Here is a 24894-nt window from a genome sequence, read left to right as displayed (position 1 = left end):
CGTACATGAATCACCTTGAAGCACGCGCCGGGCATCCGGGCGCCGCGAACCCGGAGGTATCGGTCATCATCCCCGTGTACAACGAGGAAGACGGCCTGGCCGCGCTGTTCGCGCGCCTGTACCCGGCACTCGACGCACTCGGCACGTCGTACGAAGTGATCCTGATCAACGACGGCAGCCGCGACCGCTCGGCCGCGATGCTGGCGGACCAGTTCCACGTGCGCCCCGACACGACGCGCGTCGTGCTGCTCAACGGCAACTACGGCCAGCACATGGCGATCCTCGCCGGCTTCGCGCAGTCGCGCGGCGATATCGTCATCACGCTCGACGCCGACCTGCAGAACCCGCCAGAGGAAATCGGCAAGCTCATCGCAAAGATGCACGAGGGCTACGACTACGTCGGCTCGATCCGCAAGCAGCGTCAGGACAGCCTGTGGCGACGCAAGGCATCGCAGATGATGAACCGGCTGCGCGAGCGCATCACGCGGATCAAGATGACCGACCAGGGCTGCATGCTGCGCGCGTACAGCCGCCGCATCATCGACACGATCAACGTGTGCGGCGAAGTCAACACGTTCATCCCCGCGCTGGCCTATACCTTCGCGCAGAACCCGACCGAAATCGAGGTCGCGCACGAAGAACGCTTCGCGGGCGAGTCGAAATACTCGCTGTACAGCCTGATCCGGCTGAACTTCGACCTCGTGACGGGCTTCTCGGTCGTGCCGCTGCAGTGGCTGTCGTTCATCGGCGTGATCCTGTCGCTCGGCTCCGCCGCGCTGTTCGTGCTGCTGCTCGTGCGCCGTTTCATCGTCGGCGCGGAAGTGCAAGGCGTGTTCACGCTGTTCGCGATCACGTTCTTCCTGCTCGGCGTGATCATCTTCGCGCTCGGCCTGCTCGGCGAATACGTCGGCCGCATCTACCAGCAAGTGCGTGCACGGCCACGCTACCTGATCCAGGCCGTGCTCGAACAGCATGACGGCATGCCGGCGGTGCCGGTCGGCACGAACCGCACGGGGGTGTCGCAATGAAGCCGCGCGCCGTCGTCTTCGCCTATCACAACGTCGGCGTGCGGTGCCTGCAGGTGCTGCTCGCGCGCGGCGTCGACGTCGCGCTCGTCGTCACGCACGAGGACAACCCGAACGAGAACATCTGGTTCGGCAGCGTCGCATCCGTCGCCGCCGAGCACGGGATCCCGGTCGTCACGCCGGCCGACCCCGCCGATCCGGCATTGCGCCGCGCGATAGCCGACGCGCAGCCGGACTTCATCTTCTCGTTCTACTACCGCCACATGCTGCCGGTGGATCTGCTCGCGATCGCGCCACGCGGCGCGTACAACATGCACGGTTCGCTGCTGCCGAAATACCGGGGTCGGGTACCGACGAACTGGGCCGTGCTGAACGGTGAAACGGAAACCGGTGCGACGCTGCACGAGATGGCCGCGAAGCCCGACGCCGGCGCGATCATCGGCCAGACGGCGGTGCCGATCCTGCCGGACGACACGGCCACGCAGGTGTTCGACAAGGTGACGGTGGCCGCCGAGCAGACGCTCTGGCGCGTGCTGCCCGCGCTGCTCGCGGGCGATGCGCCACATCTGCCGAACGATCTCGCGAACGGCAGCTACTTCGGCGGACGCAAGCCGGAGGACGGCCGCGTCGACTGGTCGAAGCCGGCCGCGCAGGTCTACAACCTGGTTCGCGCGGTCGCGCCCCCGTATCCGGGCGCGTTCACCGACGTCGGCGGCACGCGGTTCGTGATCGCCCGCGCGCGCCTCGCGGCGCCCGGCAGCGCGGTCGCCGCGGCCGCGGCGGATTTGCCGCCCGGCCTGCACGTAAGCGATAATGCGCTATTCGGCGTCTGCGGCGACAGCCGCGCCCTATCCATTCTCGAGCTGTGGCAGCAGCGCGACGGCAGCGAAACCGTCGTGACGCCCGCGGAATTCGCGCAGTTCATTCATTCTTCCCGTCATTCATGAAAGCAAAAAAAGTCCTGATCCTGGGTGTGAACGGCTTCATCGGCCATCACCTGTCGAAGCGCATTCTTGAAACCACCGATTGGGAAGTGTTCGGCATGGACATGCAGACCGATCGGCTGGGCGACCTCGTCAACCACGAGCGGATGCACTTCTTCGAAGGCGACATCACGATCAACAAGGAGTGGGTCGAGTATCACGTGAAGAAGTGCGACGTGATCCTGCCGCTCGTGGCGATCGCGACGCCCGCGACCTACGTCCAGCAGCCGCTGCGCGTGTTCGAGCTCGACTTCGAGGCGAACCTGCCGATCGTGCGTTCGGCCGTCAAGTACGGCAAGCACCTCGTGTTCCCGTCGACCTCCGAGGTCTACGGCATGTGCTCGGACGAGCAGTTCGACCCGGATGCATCGGCGCTCACCTACGGCCCGATCAACAAGCCGCGCTGGATCTACGCCTGCTCGAAGCAGCTGATGGACCGCGTGATCTGGGGCTATGGAATGGAAGGCCTGAACTTCACGCTGTTCCGTCCGTTCAACTGGATCGGCCCGGGCCTCGACTCGATCTACACGCCGAAGGAAGGCAGCTCGCGCGTCGTCACGCAGTTCCTCGGCCACATCGTGCGCGGCGAGAACATCAGCCTCGTGGACGGCGGCTCGCAGAAGCGCGCGTTCACCGATATCGACGACGGCATCAGCGCGCTGATGAAGATCATCGAGAACAAGAACGGCATCGCGTCGGGCAAGATCTACAACATCGGCAATCCGGAGAACAACTTCTCGGTTCGCGAGCTCGCGCACAAGATGCTCGAACTGGCCGCCGAATACCCGGAATATGCCGGCTCCGCGAAGCAGGTGCAGCTCGTCGAAACGACGTCGGGCGCCTATTACGGCAACGGCTACCAGGACGTGCAGAACCGCGTGCCGAAGATCGACAACACGATGCAGGAGCTCGCATGGGCGCCGCAATCGACGTTCGACGATGCGCTGCGCAAGATCTTCGAAGCGTATCGCGGCCATGTCGCCGACGCGCGCGCGCTGGTCGAGCAGCAGAACTGACGGGACGCTCGCTTGGCTCGTATCGTCCTCAAGATCGACGTCGACACGCTGCGCGGCACGCGCGAAGGCGTGCCGAACCTCGCGCGCATCTTCGACCGCTTCAGTGCGCGCGCGACCTTCCTCTTCAGCCTCGGGCCCGATCACACGGGCTGGGCGCTGCGGCGCGTGTTCCGCCCCGGCTTCCTGAAGAAGGTGTCGCGCACGTCGGTGGTCGAGCATTACGGCGTGAAGCAGCTGATGTACGGCGTGCTGCTGCCGGGCCCCGACATCGGCCGTCGCGCGATCGCGGACATGCGCGCGATCCACGAGGCCGGCTTCGAATGCGGGATCCACACGTGGGATCACGTGTACTGGCAAGATAACGTGCGCGTGCGCGATCGCGACTGGACCGCGCGTGAAATGCAGAAGAGCCACGCGCGCTTCGTCGACGTCTTCGGCGCGCCGCCCGTCACGCACGGCGCGGCCGGCTGGCAGATGAACGACGCGGCGTTCGAGCAGATCGACGCATGGGGGATGCGCTACGCATCGGACGGTCGCGGCCATTCGCCGTACCTTCCCGTCGTCGGCGGCCGCACGCTGTCGCACGTGCAGATGCCGACCACGCTGCCGACGCTCGACGAAGTGCTCGGCATCGACGGCATCGACACGCACAACGTCGCCGCGCATATCCTGAAGTTCACGGAGACCAATCCGCACGACCAGGTGTTCACGCTGCATGCGGAACTGGAAGGCCAGAAGCTCGCGCCGGTGTTCGAGCAGTTGCTCGCGGGGTGGCGCGCACAGGGCCATACGTTTGCGACGATGGGCGACTACCACGCGACGCTGGACCGCGACTCGCTGCCATCGTACCCTGTCACGTGGGGCGAGATTCCCGGCCGCTCCGGCGAACTGATCGTCCAGCCCGACTGAGTTCGCGCGCGCCGGCGCCGCCGGCCCTGCCCTCGCGGCGTGCCGCCGCGACGTCCCGCCGTACCGCGCCGCCCGAGCGGCGCCTTTCCATAACAACAGGAGAAACACGTGTCCGTCGAAGTTGACCGCCAAGTTCCCGATTTCACCGCACCGGCTACGGGCGGCGACATTTCGCTGTCCGACCTGAAGGGCAAGAAGCTCGTCCTGTATTTCTATCCGAAAGACAACACGCCGGGCTGCACGACCGAAGGCCTGCAGTTCCGCGATCTCTATCCGAAGTTCAAGAAGGCGGGCGCCGAAGTCATCGGCGTGTCGCGCGACAGCCTGCGCTCTCATGACAACTTCAAGGCAAAGCTCGAACTGCCGTTCCCGTTGATCTCCGATGCCGACGAAGCGCTGTGCACGCTGTTCGATGTCATCAAGATGAAGAAAATGTATGGCAAGGAAGTGCGCGGAATCGAGCGTTCGACGTTCCTGATCGACGCCGACGGCGTGCTTCGCCAGGCATGGCGCGGCATCAAGGTGCCCGGTCACGTGGACGACGTGCTAAGGGCTGTACAAGCGCTTTGAGCCGCGTTATATTGGGCCGCAATGAATGCCAGTTCGCCCCATATTTCTCGTAGCTGCACCGGTGCCCGATGCGATGCTTCCCGGCACCTGACGCGCATTACGACGGTATCAGCCGAGCCGCATGTCCCTGTCGACGGGGCAGCGGCTTTTTTTATGGACTGCGCGCCGGCCCTCGGTCCGGCCCTCACCCCGTCAAGGAGCTGATCGACACTTAGGCGAACCGGCTAGACGAAATTCCTGTGCGCCACCGCGCGCAAACTGCATGCGTGTACGTCACGCAGGATGCGATCAGCGGCGCACTTCATGCGACACGATTCCTCCCGAGGGACACCATGCCTTTGCCTACCCCCCCCAGCAAGCTCGGCAGCCTGCTGCCGCCCGACGAATACAAGGCGAAAGCGCGACCCGCGAAAGCCGCGAAGAAATCCGCCGAAGGGGACGCATCCACTGCCGGTGACTATGGCCCGGCCAGCGTGGCCCAACCGATGACCGAAGCCGCGAACACGGCCGCGCCGCTGCGCGCCGTCGCGTCGTCGGCGCAAGAATCCGCGAGCACACCTGCACGCGGCCGCAGGACCAAACAGACCGCGGCGCTGCTGCAGCCGATCCAGGCGCCGGTCGAAGCAGCACCCGCCGCGCCGGTCGAGGCACGCCACGACAAACCCGCCGCCGCGAAACCGGCCGCGGCGCCCGCACGCGATGCCGGCGCGGCGACGAAGTCGCGCAACCGCAAGGCCGCCGAAGCCGAACTGCAGAAGCTGTTCGTGCTCGACACCAACGTGCTGATGCACGATCCGAGCAGCCTCTTCCGCTTCGAGGAACACGACGTCTATCTGCCGATGATGACGCTCGAGGAACTCGACAACCACAAGAAGGGGATGTCGGAGGTCGCGCGCAACGCACGCCAGGTGAGCCGCACGCTCGACGCACTGGTCGCCGACGCGGGCCCGATCACGAACGGCATTCCGCTGTCGCGCCTCGGCAGCCGCGAGGCGCTCGGCCGCCTGTACTTCCAGACGACGCTCACCAACATTCCGCCCGTCGAAGGCCTGCCGGCAGGCAAGGCCGACAACCAGATCCTCGGCGTCGTGCGCGCGCTGCAGCGCGACCGGCCGGACCGCCAGGTCGTGCTGGTGTCGAAAGACATCAACATGCGGATCAAGGCGCATGCGCTCGGCCTGCCTGCGGAAGACTACTTCAACGACCAGGTGCTCGAGGACTCGGATCTCCTGTACAACGGCGTGCGTGAGCTGCCGCAGGATTTCTGGACCAGGCATGCGAAGGGCATGGAGAGCTGGCAGGACACGAAGACGGGCACCACGTACTACCGCGTGACGGGCCCGCTCGTCGCGTCGATGCTCGTCAACGAGTTCGTCTATCTCGAACCGCAGAACGGCGAACCGACGTTCCATGCGATCGTCCGTGAGCTGAACGGGAAGACGGCGCTGCTGCAGACGCTGCGCGACTACAGCCACCACAAGAACAACGTGTGGGGCATCACCGCGCGCAATCGCGAGCAGAACTTCGCGCTGAACCTGCTGATGAACCCCGAGATCGACTTCGTCACGCTGCTCGGCCAGGCCGGCACCGGCAAGACGCTCGTCGCGCTCGCGGCCGGCCTCGCGCAGGTGCTCGACGACAAGCGCTACAACGAGATCATCGTGACGCGCGCGACCGTGCCCGTCGGCGAGGACATCGGTTTCCTGCCCGGCACCGAGGAAGAGAAGATGCAGCCGTGGATGGGCGCATTCGACGACAACCTCGAAGTGCTGCAGAAGACCGACGACGCAGCCGGCGAATGGGGCCGTGCGGCGACGCAGGAACTGATCCGTTCGCGCCTGAAGGTGAAGAGCATGAACTTCATGCGCGGCCGCACGTTCGTCGACAAGTACCTGATCATCGACGAAGCGCAGAACCTCACGCCGAAGCAGATGAAGACGCTCGTCACGCGCGCGGGCCCCGGCACGAAGATCGTGTGCCTCGGCAACATCGCACAGATCGACACGCCTTACCTGACCGAAGGCAGTTCGGGCCTGACCTACGTCGTCGACCGCTTCAAGGGTTGGGGGCACAGCGGCCACGTGACGCTCGCGCGCGGCGAACGCTCGCGGCTCGCCGACTACGCGTCGGACATCCTGTAACGCGCGACCGGCTGCCCGCCGGCCGTCGACGCCATGCGGCGCTCCGTTTCCGGAGCGCCGTTTTTATTTTTGGGGTCGGAAACGTCGGTCATGATTCGTTACGCAACGGCCTCACTTACGCGCGAAACTTCAAGTAAATTCTCAGGAATGGTTGCCTAAGCCCCGCCGGAACGTCTACCATCGGGTCTGTCTGTTGTCATACGATTGGCGAGCGCCCTGCGCTCGTCCGCCATGTCATGCTTCGAATCTGGGTTCCCGTCGCCGTCGCTTCACTGCTCGCGGCCTGCTCCAGCGTGCCGCAGCAGTCGGCTTCGCGCACCTCGGGCATGAAGATCACGACGCCGCGCGCGTTCCCGGCGCCTGCCAATTTCCCGAAATTCGTCGATCACAGCGTCGGCCAGGAAGAGATCTCGATCCAGGCGATGAGCCTCGTCGGCGTGCCGTACCGCTGGGGCGGCAACACGCCGACGAGCGGCTTCGACTGCAGCGGGCTCGTGCGCTACGTGATCGGCCGCGCGGCCGACGTGAACCTGCCGCGCACGACCGCCGACATGAGCAGCCGCGGCGTGTCGATCGACCCCGAACAGGTCGCGCCGGGCGACCTGATCTTCTTCAATACGACCGGACGCCCGCATTCGCACGTCGGCATCTACGTCGGCAAGCTGCGCTTTGTCAACGCACCGTCGACCGGCGGCACCGTACGGCTCGACTACCTGACGAACCCGTACTGGGCCAAGCGCTTCGACGGCATTCGCCGTGTCGCGCCGCCGCGCGGTACGCCAGCACCGTTCGATGCGCCGACCTACGAGGCACGGCGCGATGCGCCGACGGCCGCACCGGCCCCGGTCGTCGCAGCCGCCGCGCCGCGGCAGCCGACCTACGCTTCGTCACAAGCCGGCGCAACACCGTCGCCGGCTCCGGTCATGCTGGCGGCACCGGTCGTATCGACCGCAGCGGTCGCCCCGGCAGCCGCCCCGTCCGTCGATCCTTACGAACCGCCGCCGCCGCGCATGCCGGCAGCCCAGCAGCAGGCGGCATCCGCGAATGGCGACATGACCGCGATGACGGCGAACGCAGTCCCGACGGAGACCGGCACACAGATTCCGACGACGGCACTGACGGCCGCCCAGGCTGCCGCGTTCGATACGGAGCCCCCGCCTGCGGCCGCCGCGCCGTCGCCGCGCGACATCGAGCCCGTGCAGGTGCTGCGTGCGTCGACGCAATCCGCGCCGCGCGGCCCGCGCACCGGCACCGCGGACGATCCGATCGCCCGCTTCGCGAACGGCAGTTACTGACCGGCCCCATCCCGGCGGCAACCCCGCCAGTCCCGCCCCTTTCCCGACCACCAAAGAAAATGCGCCGCAACCTTTCGGTTTGCGGCGCATGTCGCGTCGTCCGGCAGCGTCGGAATCAGAAGATCTGATGCCCGATCCACCATCCGCCCGCGGCGATCAGCGCAGACGCCGGAATCGTCAGCACCCAGGCCCACACGATGTTGCCGGCAACGCCCCAACGCACGGCCGACAGCTTCTGCGTCGCGCCGACGCCGACAATCGCACCGGTGATCGTGTGCGTGGTCGACACCGGAATGCCGAGGAACGACGCGATGAACAGCGTGATCGCCCCGCCGCTTTCGGCACAGAAACCGCCGACCGGCTTGAGCTTCGTGATCTTCTGGCCCATCGTGCGGACGATTCGCCAGCCGCCGAACAGCGTGCCGAGGCCCATCGACAGGTAGCACGCGCCGATCACCCACGCGGGCGGTGCATCGGAGGTCGCCGATGCATAGCCCGACGCGATCAGCAGCATCCAGATGATGCCGATCGTCTTCTGCGCGTCGTTGCCGCCGTGGCCCAGGCTGTACAGACCGGCCGACAGCAGCTGGAGCCGGCGGAAGCGCCGGTCGACCTTGCTGGGTGCGGTACGGAAATACAGCCACGACACGCCGAGCATGAACAGCGAACCGAGGATGAAGCCGAGCAGCGGCGAGATGAAGATGAACGCGACGGTCTTCATCAGGCCGTCGATGTTCAGCGAGCTCCAGCCCGACTTCGCGAGCGCCGAGCCGACGAGGCCGCCGATCAGCGCGTGCGACGAGCTCGACGGAATCCCGTAATACCACGTGATCACGTTCCAGCCGATCGCACCGACCAGCGCACCGAACACGACATAGTGGTCGACGATCTCGGGGTCGATCGTGCCTTTACCGACCGTCTGCGCAACTTTCAGGTGGAAGATGAAATACGCGATGACGTTGAACGCGGCTGCGAACACCACGGCTTGCTGGGGTTTCAGCACCCCGGTCGACACGACGGTGGCGATCGAGTTCGCCGCGTCGTGGAAGCCGTTCATGAAGTCGAATACGAGCGCGACGAGTACGAGCGTCGCGACCATCCATAGGGCGAGTTGTATCGAATGCATCGTGGTCCGCTCAGGCGTTTTCCAACACGATGCCTTCGATGATGTTCGCGACGTCCTCGCACTTGTCGGTGATCTCCTCGAGCAACTCGTAGATCGCCTTCAGCTTGATGAGCGTCTTCACGTCGTCTTCCTCGCGGAACAGCTTCGACATCGCCGCGCGCAGCACGCGATCGGCTTCCGACTCCCAGCGGTCGATCTCCTCGCACTGCTTGAGGATCTGCGCCGACTGCTTCATGTCCGACAGCAATCCGACGGCCTGCTGCACGTGCTGGGCCGATTGCGTGACGATGTGCGCGAGCTGGCTCGCCTCGGACGTGACGGACTGCACGTCGTACAGCGATACGGCCGTCGCGACGTCTTCCATCAGGTCGAGGATGTCGTCCATCGTCGTGATCAGCTTGTGGATCTCGTCGCGATCGAGCGGCGTGATGAAGGTCTTGTGCAGCAGATCGATCGCTTCATGCGTCAGCTTGTCAGCGGCCTTCTCGGCGGTCTGCACGTTTTGCTTGTGAATCTCGGCGTCGGCGAGATTGTCGATCAGCAGTTCGAGCTCGCGGCCACCGGAAACGATGTGCTTCGCGTGCGCGTTGAAGAGTTCAAAGAACTTGCCCTCGGTGGGCATGAATCGACCGAACATGGGATTCCTGAGAGATTGTCAAACGACTGTCACGAAAACGGGCGATATTGTACCGTTTTCGGTTGCGACGCGACGCGCGCATCTGCGCGCGCCGGGATTGGATACAACGCTTGGTGAAATAACGGTTTACATCTGGCGAAGAAGTGTTATTCGCCGTAGAAGGTCTGGGCCCCCGCAAAGTTGTCGAACTTCGTGTATTGACCCAGGAACGTGAGCCGAACGGGCCCGATCGGACCGTTACGCTGCTTGCCGATGATGATTTCGGCCGTGCCCTTGTCCGGGCTGTCCGGGTTGTAGACCTCGTCACGATAGATGAACAGGATCACGTCCGCGTCCTGTTCGATTGCGCCCGATTCACGCAAATCGGACATCACCGGACGCTTGTTCGGACGCTGCTCCAGCCCGCGGTTCAGCTGCGACAGCGCGATCACCGGCACGTCCAGTTCCTTGGCCAGACTCTTCAGCGATCGCGAGATTTCCGAGATTTCGGTCGCGCGGTTCTCGCCCTGCGACGAGCCCGACATCAGCTGCAGGTAGTCGACGATGATCAGGCCGAGCTTGCCGCACTGGCGGGCCAGACGCCGCGCGCGCGAGCGCAATTCCATCGGGTTCAGGCCGCCTGTCTCGTCGATGAAGAGCTGCGCCTCGCTCATCTTCTGCACCGCATGCGTCAGCTTCGGCCAGTCCTCGTCCGTCAGCCGGCCGGTACGCATCCGGTGCTGGTCGAGGCGGCCGATCGAGCCGAGCATACGCATCACGAGCTGGGTGCCCGGCATTTCCATCGAAAACACCGCCACCGGCAGCCCGTACTCAACCGCAACGTATTCGCCGATGTTCATCGAAAATGCGGTCTTACCCATCGACGGCCGCCCCGCGACGATGATCAGTTCGCCACCATGCATCCCGGACGTCATCCGGTCGAGGTCGACGAAGCCCGTCGGCGTGCCCGTGACGTCGCTCGGGTTCGCGGTGTGATACAGCGTGTCGATGCGCTCGACGACCTGCGTGAGCAGCGGACCGATCTCGAGGAAGCCCTGGTTGCCGCGCGCGCCTTCTTCGGCGATCGAGAACACCTTCGACTCGGCCTCGTCGAGCAGCTGGCGAACTTCCTTGCCCTGCGGATTGAACGCGTCGGCCGAGATTTCGTCGGCGACCGACACGAGCCGGCGCAGCACCGCGCGGTCACGCACGATTTCCGCGTAGCGGCGGATGTTCGCGGCGCTCGGCGTATTCTGCGCGAGTGCGTTCAGGTAGGCGAGGCCGCCGACGTCGTCGGCCTTGCCGGACGTGGTCAGCGCTTCGTACACGGTCACGACGTCGGCCGGGCGCGTCGACGCGATCAGCCGGCCGATGTGCTCGTAGATGATCCGATGGTCGTAGCGATAGAAGTCGCCCTGCGACAGGAAGTCGGCAATCCGGTCCCATGCCGCGTTGTCGAGCAACAGGCCGCCAAGCACCGACTGCTCGGCTTCGACCGAATGTGGCGGGACTTTCAGCGATTCGATTTGAGGATCTTGCGGCGCGTTCATGGGTTGGGATTATCGCGAATTGATCGCGGCAGCGCTACCGCTCCGGCGATCGGGCAATAAAAAAGGCAGGCCCCGGTTGCCCGGGCGCCTGCCCTTGTCCGGTCGACGGAAGCCGCCCGGAAAGCCTGCGTACGCTTACGCGTGGTCGCCGATCACGTTGATCGTGACGTCGACGATGACGTCCGTGTGCAGCGCGATCTGAACGACGTGCTCGCCGATCATCTTCAGCGGGCCTTCCGGCATGCGAACTTGCAGCTTCTCGACTTCGAAACCTGCCTTCTTCAGCAGTTCCGCGACGTCGCCGTTCGTGACCGAGCCGAACAGACGGCCGTCAACGCCCGACTTCTGCGTGATTTCGAACGACTGGCCGTTCAGCTTCTCGCCGACTGCCTGCGATGCCGCCAGCTTTTCAGCGGCGATCTTTTCGAGTTCAGCGCGGCGAACTTCGAATTCGGCGATCGCTTCCTTCGTTGCACGGCGAGCCTTGCGGTTCGGGATCAGGAAGTTGCGAGCGTAACCGTCCTTGACCTTGACGATATCGCCGAGGTTGCCCAGATTGGCGACTTTTTCCAACAGAATGATTTGCATTCGAATTCTCCTTATTGCGTCGCCTGATTACGCCTTGTGCTGATCGGTGTACGGCAGCAGCGCGAGGAAACGCGCACGCTTGATTGCCGTGTCCAGCTGACGCTGATAGTGCGCCTTCGTACCCGTCAGACGAGCCGGCGTGATCTTGCCGTTTTCGCCGATGAAGTCCTTCAGCGTTTCCGTGTCCTTGTAGTCGATCTGCTCGACGCCGGCAGCCGTGAAACGGCAGAACTTCTTGCGCTTGAAGAGCGGGTTTTGTTGCTGACGACGCTTGTCGAATTTCTTACCAGTCGGGCGGGCCATGATTTCAGTCCTTTCCTATGTCCTGCAATGCAGTGATGTGAAACACCAAGGTTCTCGCGTTGCGGCTTTTCTTTGCCAGGAAGCCCGTGAACAGCGTCTCGACGCCCATTTCACGGCTTTCCAGCTTGCCGCTCGCCTCACCGGCCGCCACCGCCTCGATCGTCATTTCGACCTGACGGGGAATGCCTGCTTCAACGACTTCCGTGCGGTGATGCAACGTGGCGCTTGCGATCGGAACACCTGCCGGCGTATATCGCACCGGTGCGCGTTCGACGACGCTCGCCGTCAATTGCAACCTGTTCACGTGAGTGACGCGCTCCTTGATGGCTTAATGAGTGACGAACTTAAGCCTGCGCTTCGGTCGGCTGAGCTGCAGCCGCCTTCTTGGCTTCTTCGCGCTGAACTTCCTTCATCATCGGCGACGGGCCGGTCTCGGCCTTCTTCATCTTGACGATGAGGTGACGCAGCACGGCGTCGTTGAACTTGAACGCGTGTTCGAGTTCGTCGAGCGTCGTCTGGTCGCACTCGATGTTCATGCAGACGTAGTGAGCCTTCGCGAGTTTCTCGATCATGTAGGCCAGCTGGCGACGGCCCCAGTCTTCGACACGGTGGATCTGGCCGCCGTGCGTCGTGATCGTGGTCTTGTAACGCTCGATCATCGCGGGCACTTGCTCGCTCTGATCGGGGTGCACGATGAATACGATTTCGTAATGACGCATTACACACTCCTTGTGGATTGAAGCCACCCGGGCGTCTGAACCGGTGTGGCAAGTGAGAAGCCGAAGATTCTAACCCGGATACAGGGAGCATGCAACACCGATCGACGATTTCCGACCGGATTCGGCCATGTTTTCAAAGACTTGAACGGCGCCGACAATTCAAAAGGCTGTCGGCGCGTCAGCTCAGGAATCGGGGACGGAGCGTCGCGCGCAGGAAGACGGGCCGGTGGCGCGACCTGCCGTCACTCGCTGCGCGCCCCGCCCAGCCGTGCGTCGAGCGCCGTCCTGAACGCGGCCAGCGCCGACGGCTCGGCGTCCGTCACGGCCCACCACGTCATCCCGGCCGCATCCCAGCGGTCGAGCGCGTAACCCTGCGACACGGTCGCGTACGGCGCACCCTGCCGCCCAACGCCGGCCGGCCATACGTACACGTCGATCACGTGCTGCCGGTACCGGTAGACGAGCACTGCGACGCGGCGCCGCCCGACGTAGTCGAGCCGGCCGCCGGCCAGCGGGAAACCGCTCGCCGACAGGTCCTCGACCGGCGGTGCATAGTCGAGTCGGCCGTTGAACCACGGCTTGACCGTATGCCGGTCGGTCGAGATCACGTCGATGTCGCGCGCCGACAGGCCGGCCCGCACGTGGCTCGCGACCAGTTCGTCGACCGTCTGGCCGGTTTCGGCGTGGCGCGCGGACACCACCATTCCGGCGGCCGCGGCCAGCGCGATCACCAGCGCCACGCCCCACCCAAGCCCGGGCAGCGCCGGGACACGCGGCCCCGGCCCGGCAGGCACCGGGCGAGCCGGCTCGCCGCGCCCGGTCGGCCATGAGAACCAGCGGCGACCGTTCGGTCGAGGTCGCGGCCGCGCCGCTGCGTCAGGCTCCGGTTCCGCGCGGGCTTGCCTGCCCGCCCCCGCGCCGCCCGCCGCCGGCAGTCCCGCGAGGATGCTCGCCCGCAGCGCATCCGGCGCGCGATGATAGTCGGCCTGCCGCACGATCCGCCCCAGCGCGACGATTCGTTCGCGTTCGCGGCGGCACGCGTCGCACCCTTCGACATGCCGCTGGATGCGCAATGCATCGGGCGCCGACAGCTCGCGGTCGACGTCCGCGTCCAGCAACGCTCGCGCTTCGTTACAGTCCATCGATCGCCTCCGATGCGGTTCCGCTTGCCGACGCACGTCCCGGCGCGGGTTTGGACGTCGACGCCGGCGCCGCCGTGTCGCCCAGCAGCGCGGCGAGCCTGCGCCGGCCGCGTGCAAGCCGCGACATCACGGTGCCGACGGGCACGTCGGCGATCGCCGCGATCTCGCGGTAACTCAAATCCTCCATCTCGCGCAGTACCAGCACCTCGCGATATTCGGGCGGCAGCTTCGCGAGCGCCGCGTTCACCAGCCGCACGTTTTCGCCGCGCAGCAACTGCGCGAGCGGATCCTCGGTCGCCGGCTGCCAGTCGTCGGGCACCTCCGTGTCGTCGAGCGTGTCGGGCAATGCAACCTCGTGCGCGTGGGTGCGGCGGCGCCACTCGGTGTACCAGGTGTGGCGCACGATCGTCAGCAGCCAAGGTCGCGCGTTGTCGCCACGACACGAGTCGACGAAGCGCAGCGCGCGCATGCACGCGTCCTGGACGACGTCGTCCGCGTCGCCCGCATTGCCGCTCAGCCAGCGCGCGAGGTTGTACGCGGCGTCGAGATGCGGCAACACGAGCGCGCGAAACCGCTCGCCACGCGCGGCCGCGTCGTCCTCCGTCCGTTCGTCGACCGCCTGTCCGGCTTGCCCCACATGGCCTCCCTGGTCCCGGCGGCCGAAGCCGCGCCCGTTCCGCGCCCGGTGCCCGGACAGACCGGCAGCGTGCGCACTCGATGACCTTACCGCCGCTGCGTCGAGTTTATTCCCGCATGAAGCCGATGATGCGCAAAAAAATGCCGGAGCCCGCCGCGCCCGTTACGGCGTGCTGCTCCAGTAGCCGGGGCGCGCATACGCTTCGCGCAGGTAGTCGATGAAGTAGCGCACGCGCGCGGGCACGTAGCGCTGCTGCGGATAGACCGCGAGGATGTCGTAGTCGGGCAGCGCATATTCGTCGAGCACCGTCTCGAGTTCGCCCGTCTCGAGCTGTGCGGCGATTTCCCAGGTCGAGCGCCAGCCGAGCCCGAGGCTTTCCGCTACCCAGCGATGCAGCAGCTCGCCGTCGTTGCAGTCGAGATTGCCGGCCACCCGCATCGTCACGATCTTGCCGTGGCGCTGGAAATACCAGCCGCGGTTCTGCCCCCCCTGCAGGTTGAACGCGAGACAGTTGTGCCTGAGCAGGTCGTCGAGCGACTTCGGCCGGCCGTGGCGGCGGAAATAGTCAGGCGTGCCGCACACGACGCGCCGGTTCGACGCGAGCTTTACCGCGACGAAGTTCGGGTCGACCGAGCCGCCGATCCGGATCGACAGGTCGTAGCCTTCGCGCACGAGATCGACGACACGATCGGTCAGGTTGAACGACAGCTGCATTTCCGGCTTGTCGGCGAGGAAACCGGGCGCGTGCGGCGCCACGTGCTTGCGGCCGAACGCGGCTGGCGCGGACACGATCAGGTGCCCGCTGACCGCGCGGCGGCCGGCGGCCAGTTCGTTCTCGGCCTGGTCCCATTCGGACAACAGCCCGCGGCAGCGCTCGAGGAATGCGGCGCCCTCCTCGCTGACCACCAGCCGCCGCGTCGAGCGGTACATCAGCTTCACGCCGAGGCGCTTCTCCAGCGCGTCGATGCGCCGCCCCAGCACCACCGGCGACACGCCCTCCTCGAGCGCGGCCGCCGCGAGGCTGCCCGCGTCCGCGACTCGCACGAACGTCTCGATCTGCTTGAAACGATCCATCTCCCGTCTCCATCCCGGCTCCGACACCGGCGGGGAAACCCCGTCCGGCCGTCATTCCATACTTTTAGTTTCGAAATAAACGACTTCGGCTGATCTTATCAAACCTTTCTTGCATCCCTAAAGTGTTCCCAACAGACCGATTCGCAAGATCCGCACATTCAAGGAGACATTCATGGCCAAGATGAGAGCCGTCGACGCAGCCGTACTCGTGCTCGAGAAGGAAGGCATCCAGACCACGTTCGGCGTGCCGGGCGCAGCAATCAACCCGTTCTATTCCGCGATGCGCAAGTCGGGCGGCATCAGCCATGTGCTGGCCCGCCACGTCGAAGGTGCGTCGCACATGGCCGAAGGCTTCACGCGCGCCGCGCCGGGCAACATCGGCGTGTGCATCGGCACGTCGGGCCCCGCCGGCACCGACATGATCACCGGCCTGTACTCCGCGTCGGCCGACTCGATTCCGATCCTCGCGATCACGGGCCAGGCACCGCGTGCGCGCCTGTACAAGGAAGACTTCCAGGCCGTCGACATCGAGTCGATCGCGAAGCCCGTCACCAAGTGGGCCGTCACCGTGCGCGAGCCGGCGCTGGTGCCGCGCGTGTTCCAGCAGGCGTTCCATCTGATGCGCTCGGGCCGCCCGGGCCCGGTGCTGGTCGACCTGCCGATCGACGTGCAGCTCGCCGAGATCGAATTCGACATCGACACGTACGAGCCGCTGCCGGTCTACAAGCCCGCGGCGACCCGCGCGCAGATCGAGAAGGCGCTCGCGATGCTCAACGACGCGGACAAGCCGCTGATCGTGTCGGGCGGCGGCGTGCTCAACGCGGCGGCCGAAGACCTGCTCGTCCAGTTCGCCGAAACGATCGGCGTGCCCGTGATCCCGACGCTGATGTCGTGGGGCGCGATTGCCGACGACCACCCGCTGATGGCCGGCATGGTCGGCCTGCAGACGTCGCACCGCTACGGCAACGCGACGATGCTCGCGTCCGACTTCGTGCTCGGCATCGGCAACCGCTGGGCGAACCGCCACACGGGCAGCGTCGAGGTCTACACGAAGGGCCGCAAGTTCGTGCACGTCGACATCGAGCCGACCCAGATCGGCCGCGTGTTCGGCCCGGATCTCGGCATCGTGTCGGACGCGAAGGCCGCGCTGGAACTGTTCGTCGCCGTCGCGCAGGAATGGAAGGCCGCCGGCAAGCTGAAGGATCGCAGCGCATGGGTGTCCGAGTGCCAGGAACGCAAGCGCACGCTGCAGCGCAAGACCCACTTCGACAACGTGCCGGTCAAGCCGCAACGCGTGTACGAAGAGATGAACAAGGTGTTCGGCCGCGACACGTGCTACGTCAGCACGATCGGCCTGTCGCAGATCGCCGCCGCGCAGTTCCTGCATGTGTTCAAGGCGCGCAACTGGATCAACTGCGGCCAGGCCGGCCCGCTCGGCTGGACGATCCCCGCCGCGCTCGGCGTGCGTGCGGCCGACCCGCGCCGTCCGATCGTCGCACTGTCCGGCGACTACGACTTCCAGTTCATGATCGAGGAGCTGGCCGCCGGCGCGCAATTCAAGCTGCCGTACGTGCACGTCGTCGTGAACAACTCGTACCTCGGCCTGATCCGCCAGGCGCAGCGTGCGTTCGACATGGACTACTGCGTGCAGCTCGCGTTCGACAACGTCAACGCACCGGAGCTGAACGGCTACGGCGTCGACCACGTGGCGGTCGCCGAAGGCCTCGGCTGCAAGGCGCTGCGCGTGTTCAAGCCGGAAGAGATCGAGCCGGCGCTGCGTCAGGCGCAAACGCTCGCGGAAGAATTCAGTGTGCCGGTCGTCGTCGAAGTGATCCTCGAGCGCGTGACGAACATCTCGATGGGCACCGAAATCGACGCGATCAACGAGTTCGAGGAACTCGCCGAGAAGGCCGAACACGCGCCGACCGCGATCTCGATGCTCGACTGACCCGCACGACATTTTTTGACTGACCGACCGAAGAGGCTTAGCTCATGCCGAAGTTTGCTGCAAACCTGACCATGCTGTTCAACGAAGTGCCGTTCCTCGACCGCTTCAAGGCGGCCGCCGACGCGGGCTTCGACGCCGTCGAGTTCCTGTTCCCGTATCCGTACGCGAAAGAGGAACTCGCCGAGCGGCTCGAGACGCATCGCCTGCGCCTCGTGCTGCACAACCTGCCCGCGGGCAACTGGGATCAGGGCGAGCGCGGCATCGCGTGCCTGCCCGATCGCGTCGGCGAGTTCCAGGAAGGGGTCGGACGTGCGATCGAGTACGCGAAGGCGCTGAAGGTGCCGCAGCTGAACTGCCTCGTCGGTATCCCGTCGGCAAGCACGGCGCGCGACAAGACGTTCGTCACGATCGTCGACAACCTGCGCTTCGCCGCCGACGCGCTCAAGCGCGAAGGCATCCGCCTGCTCGTCGAGCCGTGCAACAGCTTCGATATCCCGGGCTTCGCGCTGAACCGCTCGTCCGAAGGGCTCGACGTGATCCGCGCGGTCGGCTCGGACAACCTGTTCCTGCAGTACGACATCTATCACATGCAACGCATGGAAGGCGAACTGGCCGCGACGATCGAACGCAACCTCGCATCGATCGGCCACGTCCAGCTCGCGGACAACCCGGGCCGCAACGAGCCGGGTACGGGCGAGATCAATTACGCGTTCCTGTTCGCGCTGCTTGACCGGCTCGGCTACGCCGGCTACGTCGGCTGCGAATACAAGCCCCGCACCACCACGACGGAAGGCCTCGGCTGGCTGCAAAGTGTCGCCGGCTGCGCACCGGGCTCGGCGCGTCGCGCAGCCTGAGACCCGCCCTTCCCGCGGCATTCCCACATACGCCCCTAAAGGAGACTTTCACATGGCAACCATCGGTTTCATCGGCCTCGGCATCATGGGCGCGCACATGGCGCGCAACCTGCTCAAGGGCGATCATCAGCTCGTCGTGAACGGTGCGTTCCCGATTCCCGACGACCTGCGCGCCAGCGCGAAGGTCGTCGCAAACTCGACCGAAGTCGCGCAGAACGCCGACATCATCATCTCGATGGTGCCGGACACGCCCGACGTGCGTAACGTGCTGTTCGCCGACGACGGCGTCGCGAAGGGCCTCTCGGCCGGCAAGCTCGTGATCGACATGAGCTCGATCTCGCCGCTCGACACGCAGGAATTCGCGAAACAGATCAACGCGCTCGGCTGCGACTACCTCGACGCGCCGGTATCCGGCGGCGAAGTCGGCGCCCGCGAAGCGACGCTGACGATCATGGTCGGTGGCCCGGAGAAGGCCTTCGAGCGCGCGAAGCCGCTGTTCGAGAAGATGGGCAAGAACATCACGCTCGTCGGCGACAACGGCGCGGGCCAGACCTGCAAGGTGGCAAACCAGATCATCGTCGCGCTGAACATCGAAGCGGTCGGCGAAGCGCTGCTGTTTGCCGCACGCTCGGGCGCCGATCCGGAGCGCGTGCGCCAGGCGCTGATGGGCGGCTTCGCCGCGTCGCGCATCCTCGAAGTGCACGGCGCGCGCATGACGAAGCGCACGTTCGATCCGGGCTTCCGCATCGAGCTGCATCAGAAGGACCTGAACCTCGCGCTCGACGGTGCACGCAAGCTCGGCCTCGCACTGCCGCACACGGCGAGCGCGCAGCAGCTGTTCAGCGTGTGCGCATCGCATGGCGGCAAGGCGTGGGATCACTCGGCACTCGTGCGTGCGCTCGAGATCATGTCGAACTTCGAGATCGGCCAGACGCCGGCCGCGTAACGCCGACGCAACGACGCGCGTTTCGCTGCAACGGCGAACGCGCGACGCACACACGCGATCCGGCCACGGCCGGTCGCATCGATGCATGCCTGTGCGTGCATCACGATGGGGCGCCCCGCCGCGTATTGCTGAAATGCGTGCGCGGCGGGGCGAAAAACGCCGCTCTGGGCTGAGAGCGGCGTGGTGGGGTCCGCAGCGGCACCCGGCGACGCCGGGGAAGCCTTGGTCGGTCAGACGTCGTCGTCGGGTGTCCGCCTGTCGGATTTCGCGTATTACATTTCTTTACGTTCGGGCGTGCGATTTTTCATGCAATCGTCGCGATGAACGCCTACACTTTCGCCACGCCTTTCGAGAAATCCGCCGCGCTTGCGCTCACTCCCGTGATCGCGCCCAGCGCGGTGTTTTTTTCGCCACTTCACGGCGCGTTTTCTTTTCAACCACCTAGGGAGTGCAACGATGGGTCTTCTTTCGTTTATCAAAGAGGCGGGTGAAAAACTGCTGGGTCACGCCGATGCGCAAGCAGCGGAAGATCCGAATGCCGCGAACCAGACCGCGGCCGATGCGATCAAGAACTACATCAACACGCAAGGTCTCGACACGTCGAACCTGACCGTGGCGTTCGACGGCGCATCGCGCACCGTCACGCTGTCGGGCAGCGTCGCCGACCTCGACACGAAGGCGAAGGTCAAGGTCGCGGCCGGCAACGTGCAAGGCGTCGCGGGCGTCAACGACGACGATCTGCAGCCGGACGATCCGGAAGTTCAGTACCACGATGTGAAGCCGGGCGACACGCTGTCGGCGATCGCCAAGGAAGTGTACGGCGACGCGAACAAGTACCCGGCGATCTTCGAGGCGAACAAGCCGATGCTGTCGAGCCCGGACCGCATCTATCCGGGTCAGAAGCTCGTGATTCCGCCGCAGTCCTGAGCATTCGCGCAGTACTGACGCAAAAAAGGCAGGCCGATGGCCTGCCTTTTCTTCATGCGCGCCGCCCGATCGGCGGACAGCGGTTACAGCGTGTCGAATGCGCGTTGCAGCGCGTCGCGTCCGTGCATGCCGTTCGCGAGCGCAAGCATCAGCAGCACGCGTGCCTTGAACGGGCTCAGCGACCCGGCGCTCACGAAACCGAGCACGTCGTCGTTCGCGGCGCCGTTGCGCATCACGTGCCCCGAGCCGACGCGCGACGCACGCACCACGGCGACACCCGCTTTCACCGCATCGGCGAGCGCCGCCTGCAGCGTCGCGTGGATCGACCCGTTGCCGGTGCCCGCCACGACGAGGCCGCGCACGCCGGCCGCCACGAGCGCGTCGACGGCCGTGCGCGTCACGCCCGCATAGCTCGCGACGACTTCGACCGGCGGCCACGTGCCAGCAATCGCCAGGTGCGCATCGCGCGAGCGCGTCACGCGGCGCGCGAATTCGACGCGGCCGTCCTGCACCCAGCCGAGCGCGCCCAGTTCCGGCGACTGGAATGCGTCGACCGCGTACGTGCTCGTCTTCACCACGTCGCGCGCGCCGTGGATCCGGTTGTTGAACGCAACGAGCACGCCCTGCCCGCGCGCGGCCGGGTGAGCGGCGACCGTCACCGCGTTCAGCAGGTTCAGCGGCCCGTCGGACGACAGCGCGGTGGCCGGCCGCATCGCGGCCGTCAGCACGACCGGCTTGTCGCCGGTCACGACCAGATGCAGCGCGTACGCGGTTTCCTCGAGCGTGTCGGTACCGTGGGTGATCACGATGCCGTCGATCGCCGGATCGGCCATCAGCGCGTCGATGCGCGCGGCGAGCGTATTCCAGAGCGGCAGCGCGAGATCCTTGCTGTCGATGCTGGCGACCTGCTCGGCATCGATGCGCGCGACCGACCCGAGCGCCGGCACCGCGTCGAGCAGGAAATTGACGCCGAGCGCGCCGGCCTGATAGCCGGCCGTGCTGGCGGCGTCCGGCGCGGCGCCGGCGATCGTGCCGCCGGTGGCGAGTACGGCGATGCGCGGCAGCGCCGGCGCGGACGAAGGAGTTGCGGTGTTCGAAATATTCATGGCCGCGATTGTAATCGCTCGCGGCCGGCATCCGGTAGGTCCCGTGCGCGCGCCCGGAGCCGAACGCGTCGCATCATGGTTTGTCCCGATCGCCGGCGTGCGCACGCCGTCAACGGCCGCGTTGCCCGCCGCGTTATAGGTATGCCGTTTTGGTGTTTTCACATTGATTTGCCATAATCGGAGCGCGCGGCGCGATGTGACCCTGTTCCCGTTGCGCCGGGCTTCGTGACGGCGTCGATATAAAACGCAATTCACCCCATGGGAGTGTCGAAATGAAAATCCAATCGCTCGTAGCCGCAGTCCTTCTCGGCGGCATGCTGGCTTCCCCCGCCTTCGCGGCGAACAGCCAGCAGGACAAGATGAAGGCCTGTAACACCCAGGCCGCCGGCAAGACGGGCGACGACCGCAAGGCGTTCATGAAGGACTGCCTGTCGGCCAAGCCCGCGAAGAAGATGTCGCAGCAGGAAAAGATGAAGGCCTGCAACACCCAGGCCGCCGACAAGAAGGGCGACGACCGCAAGGCGTTCATGAAGAGTTGCCTGAGCAGCCAGCCGGCCGCCTGAGTTCCGGCGCTCCCGCGCGAATGCCGCGCACCGCTTCGGCGGGCGCGGCATTTTTGTTTTCGTTGCATGCGCATCGACGCGCGCGATGACGCCGGATGCGTCGCCGCGCTGTCCGGCCAACGGCATCGTGCCGTTGCGACATGCTCCACCACCCTCCCACCCCGCTTCCCTCCGCGCGCCGTACGAATGCCGCCACATGGTGCGGCAATTCGCCGCGATTTCTTCTATGATGGCTGCAACGCGGCCCATCCAAGTACAAGAAGCGCCATCGGGCCGCCCTCGAGACGGACGCGCACACCGCGTCAAACGGAGGCATGGATGGCATGGAGACAACACCGCTGGTTCCGCCGCTGGCTGATCGTGATCGTGTTCTGGGCCGTGCCCGTCGCGATCGTCGCCGTGCGCGAGATCCGCGAGGAAATGGCGTACAACAAGGCCGACCTGCAGCTCGCGCTGACCACCTGGCAGCTCACCGATGCGCAGCAGGCGGCAGGCGCCGCCGCGAAGTGCCACGGCGATCCTGACGCGGCGCGCGCCGCCGGCTGCCCGGCCGACGTGCTGGCCGCCAACGCGGCACGTCAGCAGGCAGCCCGGGACGAATACGTGGTGCGCCGCAATACGCTCGCCGGTTATCTGTGGCATGCATTCGTCGGCTATTGGGTCGTGCCGGCCGCGTTCCTGTTCGCGTGCGGGGTCGTGATCGCGCTGATCCGCCGCGCGCTGCGCCGCCCGCCGATCAAACCGCCTGCCCCGCCGGCACCACCCGTCACGCCGCACTGACGCGCAGCAACCGCTTCACTTTCCCCTTTCCTGCCGCCCCCGGCCGGCCGCGCGACGTATCGCCGTACGCGCGCCGGACCGTCCGTTGGCGCGCCGCGACACCCCAAAACGATTTGACGCTTTTTCACGCGCGAACGAAAAGGGATTGTAATCCGCTGTGATATAACTGCCGACGTGATCCGCTCCTTGAGCGAGACTCACTCCGAACGTCATCCGATGGAGAAGAACGATGCAAAAACGGAATCTTGTGCTGAAAGCCGCCGCTGCGCTTGTCGTCGGTAGCCTTGCGCTCACCGGTTGCACCACCACCCCCGACAAGCCCGACAATGCCGCGACCAACGCGTCGAAGCGTCAGGCGATCGATTCGAGCGTCGACGCAACGCTGTCGCGCATGTATTCCACGGTCAAGGGTTCGCGCGAACTCGTCGCGAAGTCGCGCGGCGTGCTCGTGTTCCCGGACGTGATCCAGGCAGGCTTCATCGTCGGCGGCCAGTCGGGCAACGGCGCACTGCGCGTCGGTGGCAGCACGGTCGGCTACTACAACACGTCGTCGCTGTCGGTCGGCCTGCAGGCCGGCGCGCAGTCGAAGGCGATCGTGTTCCTGTTCATGACGCAGGAAGCGCTCGACGAATTCCGCGGCTCGGACGGCTGGGCAGCCGGCGCCGGTGCATCGGTCGCGCTCGTGAAGATGGGCGCGAACGGCGCGGTCGACACGACCACGGCCACCGCGCCGGTCCAGGTCGTCGTGCTGACCAATGCCGGCCTGATGGGCGACGTGTCGATCAACGGCACGAAGGTCACGAAGCTGAAGATCTGACGCCGAGGCGTCCTCGCCCGTGCGCACCGCGCGCAGGCAACGTGCAAACGGCGATGTCCTTGCGGGCATCGCCGTTTTTTTATCCGCGCGCGTGGCGCGTCAGGTCGTCGAATCGATCACCTTGAAGCGCGAACGCTTCTGCGCGCGAATCAGCGACTGGTACACGTCGACGTATTGCTGCGCCATCCGCCGCGCCGTGAAGCGCTCCTCGAAGCGCTGCCGCACGCGTGCGCGCGGCAGCAGGTGCAGCCGGTTCACCGCGGCCACCGCGCTGATCTCGTCCTCGACGATGAAGCCCGACACACCTTCGTCCAGCACCTCCGGCACCGCGCCGCGATTGAACGCGATCACCGGCGTGCCGCACGACATCGCCTCGATCATCACCAGCCCGAACGGTTCCGGCCAATCGATCGGAAACAGCAGCGCATGCGCGCCCGACAGGAATTCGGCCTTCTGGTGGTCGGCGATCTCGCCGATGTATTCGACGTGCGGGAGAGCGAACAGCGGCTTGATCTCGCGTTCGAAGTATTCCTGGTCCGCCGCGTCGATCTTCGCCGCGATCCGGATCGGCAGCCCGCACTGGCGTGCGATGCGGATTGCCGTGTCGACCCGCTTCTCCGGCGAGATACGGCCGAGGAACGCGAGATAGCGCGGCTCGACGGGCTGCGGCAGGTACAGTGCGTCGGGCAGGCCGTGGTACACGGTCGTCAGCCATTTCGCCTGCGGCAGCGGCTGGCGCTGCGAATTCGAGATCGAGATCACCGGCGCGGTGTTGAACGTGTCGAACACCGGTTGCTGCTCGGGCAGATCCAGCCGGCCGTGCAGCGTCGTCACGTACGGCGTGTCCTGCCGGTTGAAAACCGAAAACGAGTAGTAGTCCATGTGAAAATGGAGCACGTCGAAATCCTTCGCGCGGCGCGCGACCGTCTCCATCAGCAGCATGTGCGGGGCGACGCGATCGCGGATCGACGAGTCGAGCCGCAACGCGCGTGGCCACACCGGTTCGAGCCTGGCCCGGGTCGTCGAATCGCCGCTGGCGAACAGCGTCACGTCATGGCCGAGGTCGACGAGCGCCTCGGTAATGTAGGACACGACGCGCTCCGTGCCGCCGTACAGCTTCGGCGGCACGGATTCGGTCAGCGGGGCGATCTGGGCAATTCTCATGGTCCACGTCTCCTGTGTCCTCGGTCAGCCGCCACGGGGGCTGGTGCACGCCGCGCTCCGTGCGGCATGCGGCCGGCATCGCGCCGGCCAAATAT

26 protein-coding genes are annotated in these 24894 nt (G+C 65.8%); 14 read left to right on the top strand and 12 right to left on the bottom strand.

Going from position 1 to position 24894, the window contains the following annotated elements:
- Window positions 1–5 precede the first annotated feature (5 nt).
- The 7 genes from LGM71_RS19805 (at window position 6) to LGM71_RS19775 (ending at window position 7939) form a co-directional block, all read left to right on the top strand.
- Window positions 6–1028 carry a glycosyltransferase gene (locus LGM71_RS19805; protein ID WP_059604272.1) on the top strand — a complete coding sequence of 341 codons (1023 nt, stop codon included), beginning with the start codon at window positions 6–8 and terminating at the stop codon, window positions 1026–1028.
- Window positions 1025–1972 (top strand): formyltransferase, encoded by a 948-nt coding sequence (locus tag LGM71_RS19800; RefSeq protein WP_226116063.1) that lies wholly within the window; start codon window positions 1025–1027, stop codon window positions 1970–1972. The genes LGM71_RS19805 and LGM71_RS19800 overlap by 4 nt, the downstream gene beginning before the upstream one ends.
- Window positions 1969–3024 (top strand): bifunctional UDP-4-keto-pentose/UDP-xylose synthase, encoded by a 1056-nt coding sequence (locus LGM71_RS19795; protein ID WP_059604266.1) that lies wholly within the window; start codon window positions 1969–1971, stop codon window positions 3022–3024. The genes LGM71_RS19800 and LGM71_RS19795 overlap by 4 nt, the downstream gene beginning before the upstream one ends.
- Before the next feature lie 12 nt (window positions 3025–3036).
- Window positions 3037–3933, top strand: a complete 897-nt coding sequence (locus LGM71_RS19790) for a polysaccharide deacetylase family protein (protein WP_059529808.1) — start codon at window positions 3037–3039, stop codon at window positions 3931–3933.
- A gap of 108 nt (window positions 3934–4041) precedes the next feature.
- Entirely contained in the window at window positions 4042–4503 is a 462-nt protein-coding gene (locus tag LGM71_RS19785; RefSeq protein WP_059604264.1) for a peroxiredoxin, read from the top strand.
- 332 nt (window positions 4504–4835) lie between these two features.
- The gene (locus LGM71_RS19780; protein ID WP_059604261.1) at window positions 4836–6644 is read left to right on the top strand and encodes a PhoH family protein; all 1809 of its coding nucleotides are present in this window, start codon (window positions 4836–4838) and stop codon (window positions 6642–6644) included.
- Window positions 6645–6880: 236 nt separating this feature from the next.
- Window positions 6881–7939 (top strand): C40 family peptidase, encoded by a 1059-nt coding sequence (locus LGM71_RS19775; protein ID WP_226116055.1) that lies wholly within the window; start codon window positions 6881–6883, stop codon window positions 7937–7939.
- A gap of 115 nt (window positions 7940–8054) precedes the next feature.
- Here the strand turns inward: LGM71_RS19775 and LGM71_RS19770 are convergent, their stop codons facing one another.
- The 10 genes from LGM71_RS19770 to LGM71_RS19725 all read right to left on the bottom strand — a co-directional run bounded on the left by LGM71_RS19770 (window position 8055) and on the right by LGM71_RS19725 (window position 15694).
- The gene (locus LGM71_RS19770) at window positions 8055–9065 is read right to left on the bottom strand and encodes an inorganic phosphate transporter (RefSeq protein WP_059604254.1); all 1011 of its coding nucleotides are present in this window, start codon (window positions 9063–9065) and stop codon (window positions 8055–8057) included.
- Window positions 9066–9075: 10 nt separating this feature from the next.
- A complete protein-coding gene (locus LGM71_RS19765; protein WP_044847234.1) occupies window positions 9076–9702 on the bottom strand; it encodes a DUF47 domain-containing protein in 627 nt (208 codons plus the stop codon).
- Between the two features lie 146 nt (window positions 9703–9848).
- Window positions 9849–11231, bottom strand: a complete 1383-nt coding sequence (locus LGM71_RS19760; protein WP_006486249.1) for a replicative DNA helicase — start codon at window positions 11229–11231, stop codon at window positions 9849–9851.
- 135 nt (window positions 11232–11366) lie between these two features.
- Entirely contained in the window at window positions 11367–11819 is a 453-nt protein-coding gene (gene rplI, locus LGM71_RS19755) for a 50S ribosomal protein L9 (RefSeq protein WP_059604251.1), read from the bottom strand.
- A 27-nt stretch (window positions 11820–11846) separates the two neighbouring features.
- The gene (gene rpsR, locus LGM71_RS19750) at window positions 11847–12122 is read right to left on the bottom strand and encodes a 30S ribosomal protein S18 (RefSeq protein ID WP_004193360.1); all 276 of its coding nucleotides are present in this window, start codon (window positions 12120–12122) and stop codon (window positions 11847–11849) included.
- 4 nt (window positions 12123–12126) lie between these two features.
- On the bottom strand, window positions 12127–12426 hold the full coding sequence (gene priB / locus LGM71_RS19745; protein ID WP_006486250.1) for a primosomal replication protein N: 300 nt from the start codon (window positions 12424–12426) through the stop codon (window positions 12127–12129).
- Between the two features lie 40 nt (window positions 12427–12466).
- A complete protein-coding gene (gene rpsF, locus LGM71_RS19740; protein WP_006755436.1) occupies window positions 12467–12841 on the bottom strand; it encodes a 30S ribosomal protein S6 in 375 nt (124 codons plus the stop codon).
- Window positions 12842–13083: 242 nt separating this feature from the next.
- Window positions 13084–13983 (bottom strand): zf-HC2 domain-containing protein, encoded by a 900-nt coding sequence (locus LGM71_RS19735; protein ID WP_226116053.1) that lies wholly within the window; start codon window positions 13981–13983, stop codon window positions 13084–13086.
- Window positions 13973–14620, bottom strand: coding sequence for an RNA polymerase sigma factor (locus tag LGM71_RS19730; RefSeq protein ID WP_226116051.1), 648 nt, complete (start codon window positions 14618–14620; stop codon window positions 13973–13975). The genes LGM71_RS19735 and LGM71_RS19730 overlap by 11 nt, the downstream gene beginning before the upstream one ends.
- Window positions 14621–14782: 162 nt before the next feature.
- Window positions 14783–15694 (bottom strand): LysR family transcriptional regulator, encoded by a 912-nt coding sequence (locus tag LGM71_RS19725; RefSeq protein ID WP_059604243.1) that lies wholly within the window; start codon window positions 15692–15694, stop codon window positions 14783–14785.
- 172 nt (window positions 15695–15866) lie between these two features.
- Here LGM71_RS19725 and gcl point away from each other — a divergent pair, with 172 nt between their 5' ends.
- The 4 genes from gcl (at window position 15867) to lysM (ending at window position 20369) form a co-directional block, all read left to right on the top strand.
- Window positions 15867–17642 carry a glyoxylate carboligase gene (gene gcl, locus LGM71_RS19720; RefSeq protein WP_226116049.1) on the top strand — a complete coding sequence of 592 codons (1776 nt, stop codon included), beginning with the start codon at window positions 15867–15869 and terminating at the stop codon, window positions 17640–17642.
- 44 nt (window positions 17643–17686) lie between these two features.
- A complete protein-coding gene (gene hyi, locus LGM71_RS19715) occupies window positions 17687–18496 on the top strand; it encodes a hydroxypyruvate isomerase (protein WP_011657073.1) in 810 nt (269 codons plus the stop codon).
- A gap of 19 nt (window positions 18497–18515) precedes the next feature.
- Complete coding sequence (locus LGM71_RS19710) at window positions 18516–19442, top strand: 2-hydroxy-3-oxopropionate reductase (RefSeq protein ID WP_319000392.1); 927 nt, start codon at window positions 18516–18518, stop codon at window positions 19440–19442.
- Between the two features lie 456 nt (window positions 19443–19898).
- A complete protein-coding gene (gene lysM / locus LGM71_RS19705; protein ID WP_021162125.1) occupies window positions 19899–20369 on the top strand; it encodes a peptidoglycan-binding protein LysM in 471 nt (156 codons plus the stop codon).
- An 83-nt stretch (window positions 20370–20452) separates the two neighbouring features.
- Here lysM and LGM71_RS19700 read toward each other — a convergent pair whose 3' ends face one another.
- Entirely contained in the window at window positions 20453–21475 is a 1023-nt protein-coding gene (locus LGM71_RS19700; RefSeq protein ID WP_226116047.1) for an asparaginase, read from the bottom strand.
- A 272-nt stretch (window positions 21476–21747) separates the two neighbouring features.
- Between LGM71_RS19700 and LGM71_RS19695 the strand changes: the two genes are divergently transcribed.
- From LGM71_RS19695 to LGM71_RS19685, 3 genes are all read left to right on the top strand, one after another.
- The gene (locus tag LGM71_RS19695) at window positions 21748–22038 is read left to right on the top strand and encodes a PsiF family protein (protein WP_226116045.1); all 291 of its coding nucleotides are present in this window, start codon (window positions 21748–21750) and stop codon (window positions 22036–22038) included.
- Between the two features lie 318 nt (window positions 22039–22356).
- Window positions 22357–22818, top strand: coding sequence for a hypothetical protein (locus LGM71_RS19690; protein ID WP_059464355.1), 462 nt, complete (start codon window positions 22357–22359; stop codon window positions 22816–22818).
- 229 nt (window positions 22819–23047) lie between these two features.
- Window positions 23048–23635 carry a YSC84-related protein gene (locus LGM71_RS19685; protein ID WP_059680074.1) on the top strand — a complete coding sequence of 196 codons (588 nt, stop codon included), beginning with the start codon at window positions 23048–23050 and terminating at the stop codon, window positions 23633–23635.
- A 99-nt stretch (window positions 23636–23734) separates the two neighbouring features.
- Here the strand turns inward: LGM71_RS19685 and LGM71_RS19680 are convergent, their stop codons facing one another.
- Window positions 23735–24799, bottom strand: a complete 1065-nt coding sequence (locus LGM71_RS19680) for a glycosyltransferase family 4 protein (RefSeq protein ID WP_059604220.1) — start codon at window positions 24797–24799, stop codon at window positions 23735–23737.
- Between the last annotated feature and the right edge of the window lie 95 nt (window positions 24800–24894).

The sequence above is a fragment of the Burkholderia sp. AU33545 genome (assembly GCF_020419685.1).
Lineage (GTDB): Bacteria > Pseudomonadota > Gammaproteobacteria > Burkholderiales > Burkholderiaceae > Burkholderia > Burkholderia diffusa.
This window is presented reverse-complemented; position numbering and strand designations above follow the sequence as displayed.

What these genes read in the sequence shown, in the direction of transcription:
- LGM71_RS19805 (WP_059604272.1), top strand. Translation starts at nt 6, where the DNA reads ATGAATCACCTTGAAGCACGCGCCGGGCATCCGGGCGCCGCGAACCCG.
- LGM71_RS19800 (WP_226116063.1), top strand. Translation starts at nt 1,025, where the DNA reads ATGAAGCCGCGCGCCGTCGTCTTCGCCTATCACAACGTCGGCGTGCGG.
- LGM71_RS19795 (WP_059604266.1), top strand. Translation starts at nt 1,969, where the DNA reads ATGAAAGCAAAAAAAGTCCTGATCCTGGGTGTGAACGGCTTCATCGGC.
- LGM71_RS19780 (WP_059604261.1), top strand. Translation starts at nt 4,836, where the DNA reads ATGCCTTTGCCTACCCCCCCCAGCAAGCTCGGCAGCCTGCTGCCGCCC.
- LGM71_RS19775 (WP_226116055.1), top strand. Translation starts at nt 6,881, where the DNA reads ATGCTTCGAATCTGGGTTCCCGTCGCCGTCGCTTCACTGCTCGCGGCC.
- LGM71_RS19770 (WP_059604254.1), bottom strand. Translation starts at nt 9,065, where the DNA reads ATGCATTCGATACAACTCGCCCTATGGATGGTCGCGACGCTCGTACTC.
- LGM71_RS19765 (WP_044847234.1), bottom strand. Translation starts at nt 9,702, where the DNA reads ATGTTCGGTCGATTCATGCCCACCGAGGGCAAGTTCTTTGAACTCTTC.
- LGM71_RS19760 (WP_006486249.1), bottom strand. Translation starts at nt 11,231, where the DNA reads ATGAACGCGCCGCAAGATCCTCAAATCGAATCGCTGAAAGTCCCGCCA.
- rplI (WP_059604251.1), bottom strand. Translation starts at nt 11,819, where the DNA reads ATGCAAATCATTCTGTTGGAAAAAGTCGCCAATCTGGGCAACCTCGGC.
- rpsR (WP_004193360.1), bottom strand. Translation starts at nt 12,122, where the DNA reads ATGGCCCGCCCGACTGGTAAGAAATTCGACAAGCGTCGTCAGCAACAA.
- rpsF (WP_006755436.1), bottom strand. Translation starts at nt 12,841, where the DNA reads ATGCGTCATTACGAAATCGTATTCATCGTGCACCCCGATCAGAGCGAG.
- LGM71_RS19735 (WP_226116053.1), bottom strand. Translation starts at nt 13,983, where the DNA reads ATGGACTGTAACGAAGCGCGAGCGTTGCTGGACGCGGACGTCGACCGC.
- LGM71_RS19725 (WP_059604243.1), bottom strand. Translation starts at nt 15,694, where the DNA reads ATGGATCGTTTCAAGCAGATCGAGACGTTCGTGCGAGTCGCGGACGCG.
- gcl (WP_226116049.1), top strand. Translation starts at nt 15,867, where the DNA reads ATGGCCAAGATGAGAGCCGTCGACGCAGCCGTACTCGTGCTCGAGAAG.
- hyi (WP_011657073.1), top strand. Translation starts at nt 17,687, where the DNA reads ATGCCGAAGTTTGCTGCAAACCTGACCATGCTGTTCAACGAAGTGCCG.
- lysM (WP_021162125.1), top strand. Translation starts at nt 19,899, where the DNA reads ATGGGTCTTCTTTCGTTTATCAAAGAGGCGGGTGAAAAACTGCTGGGT.
- LGM71_RS19700 (WP_226116047.1), bottom strand. Translation starts at nt 21,475, where the DNA reads ATGAATATTTCGAACACCGCAACTCCTTCGTCCGCGCCGGCGCTGCCG.
- LGM71_RS19695 (WP_226116045.1), top strand. Translation starts at nt 21,748, where the DNA reads ATGAAAATCCAATCGCTCGTAGCCGCAGTCCTTCTCGGCGGCATGCTG.
- LGM71_RS19690 (WP_059464355.1), top strand. Translation starts at nt 22,357, where the DNA reads ATGGCATGGAGACAACACCGCTGGTTCCGCCGCTGGCTGATCGTGATC.
- LGM71_RS19685 (WP_059680074.1), top strand. Translation starts at nt 23,048, where the DNA reads ATGCAAAAACGGAATCTTGTGCTGAAAGCCGCCGCTGCGCTTGTCGTC.
- LGM71_RS19680 (WP_059604220.1), bottom strand. Translation starts at nt 24,799, where the DNA reads ATGAGAATTGCCCAGATCGCCCCGCTGACCGAATCCGTGCCGCCGAAG.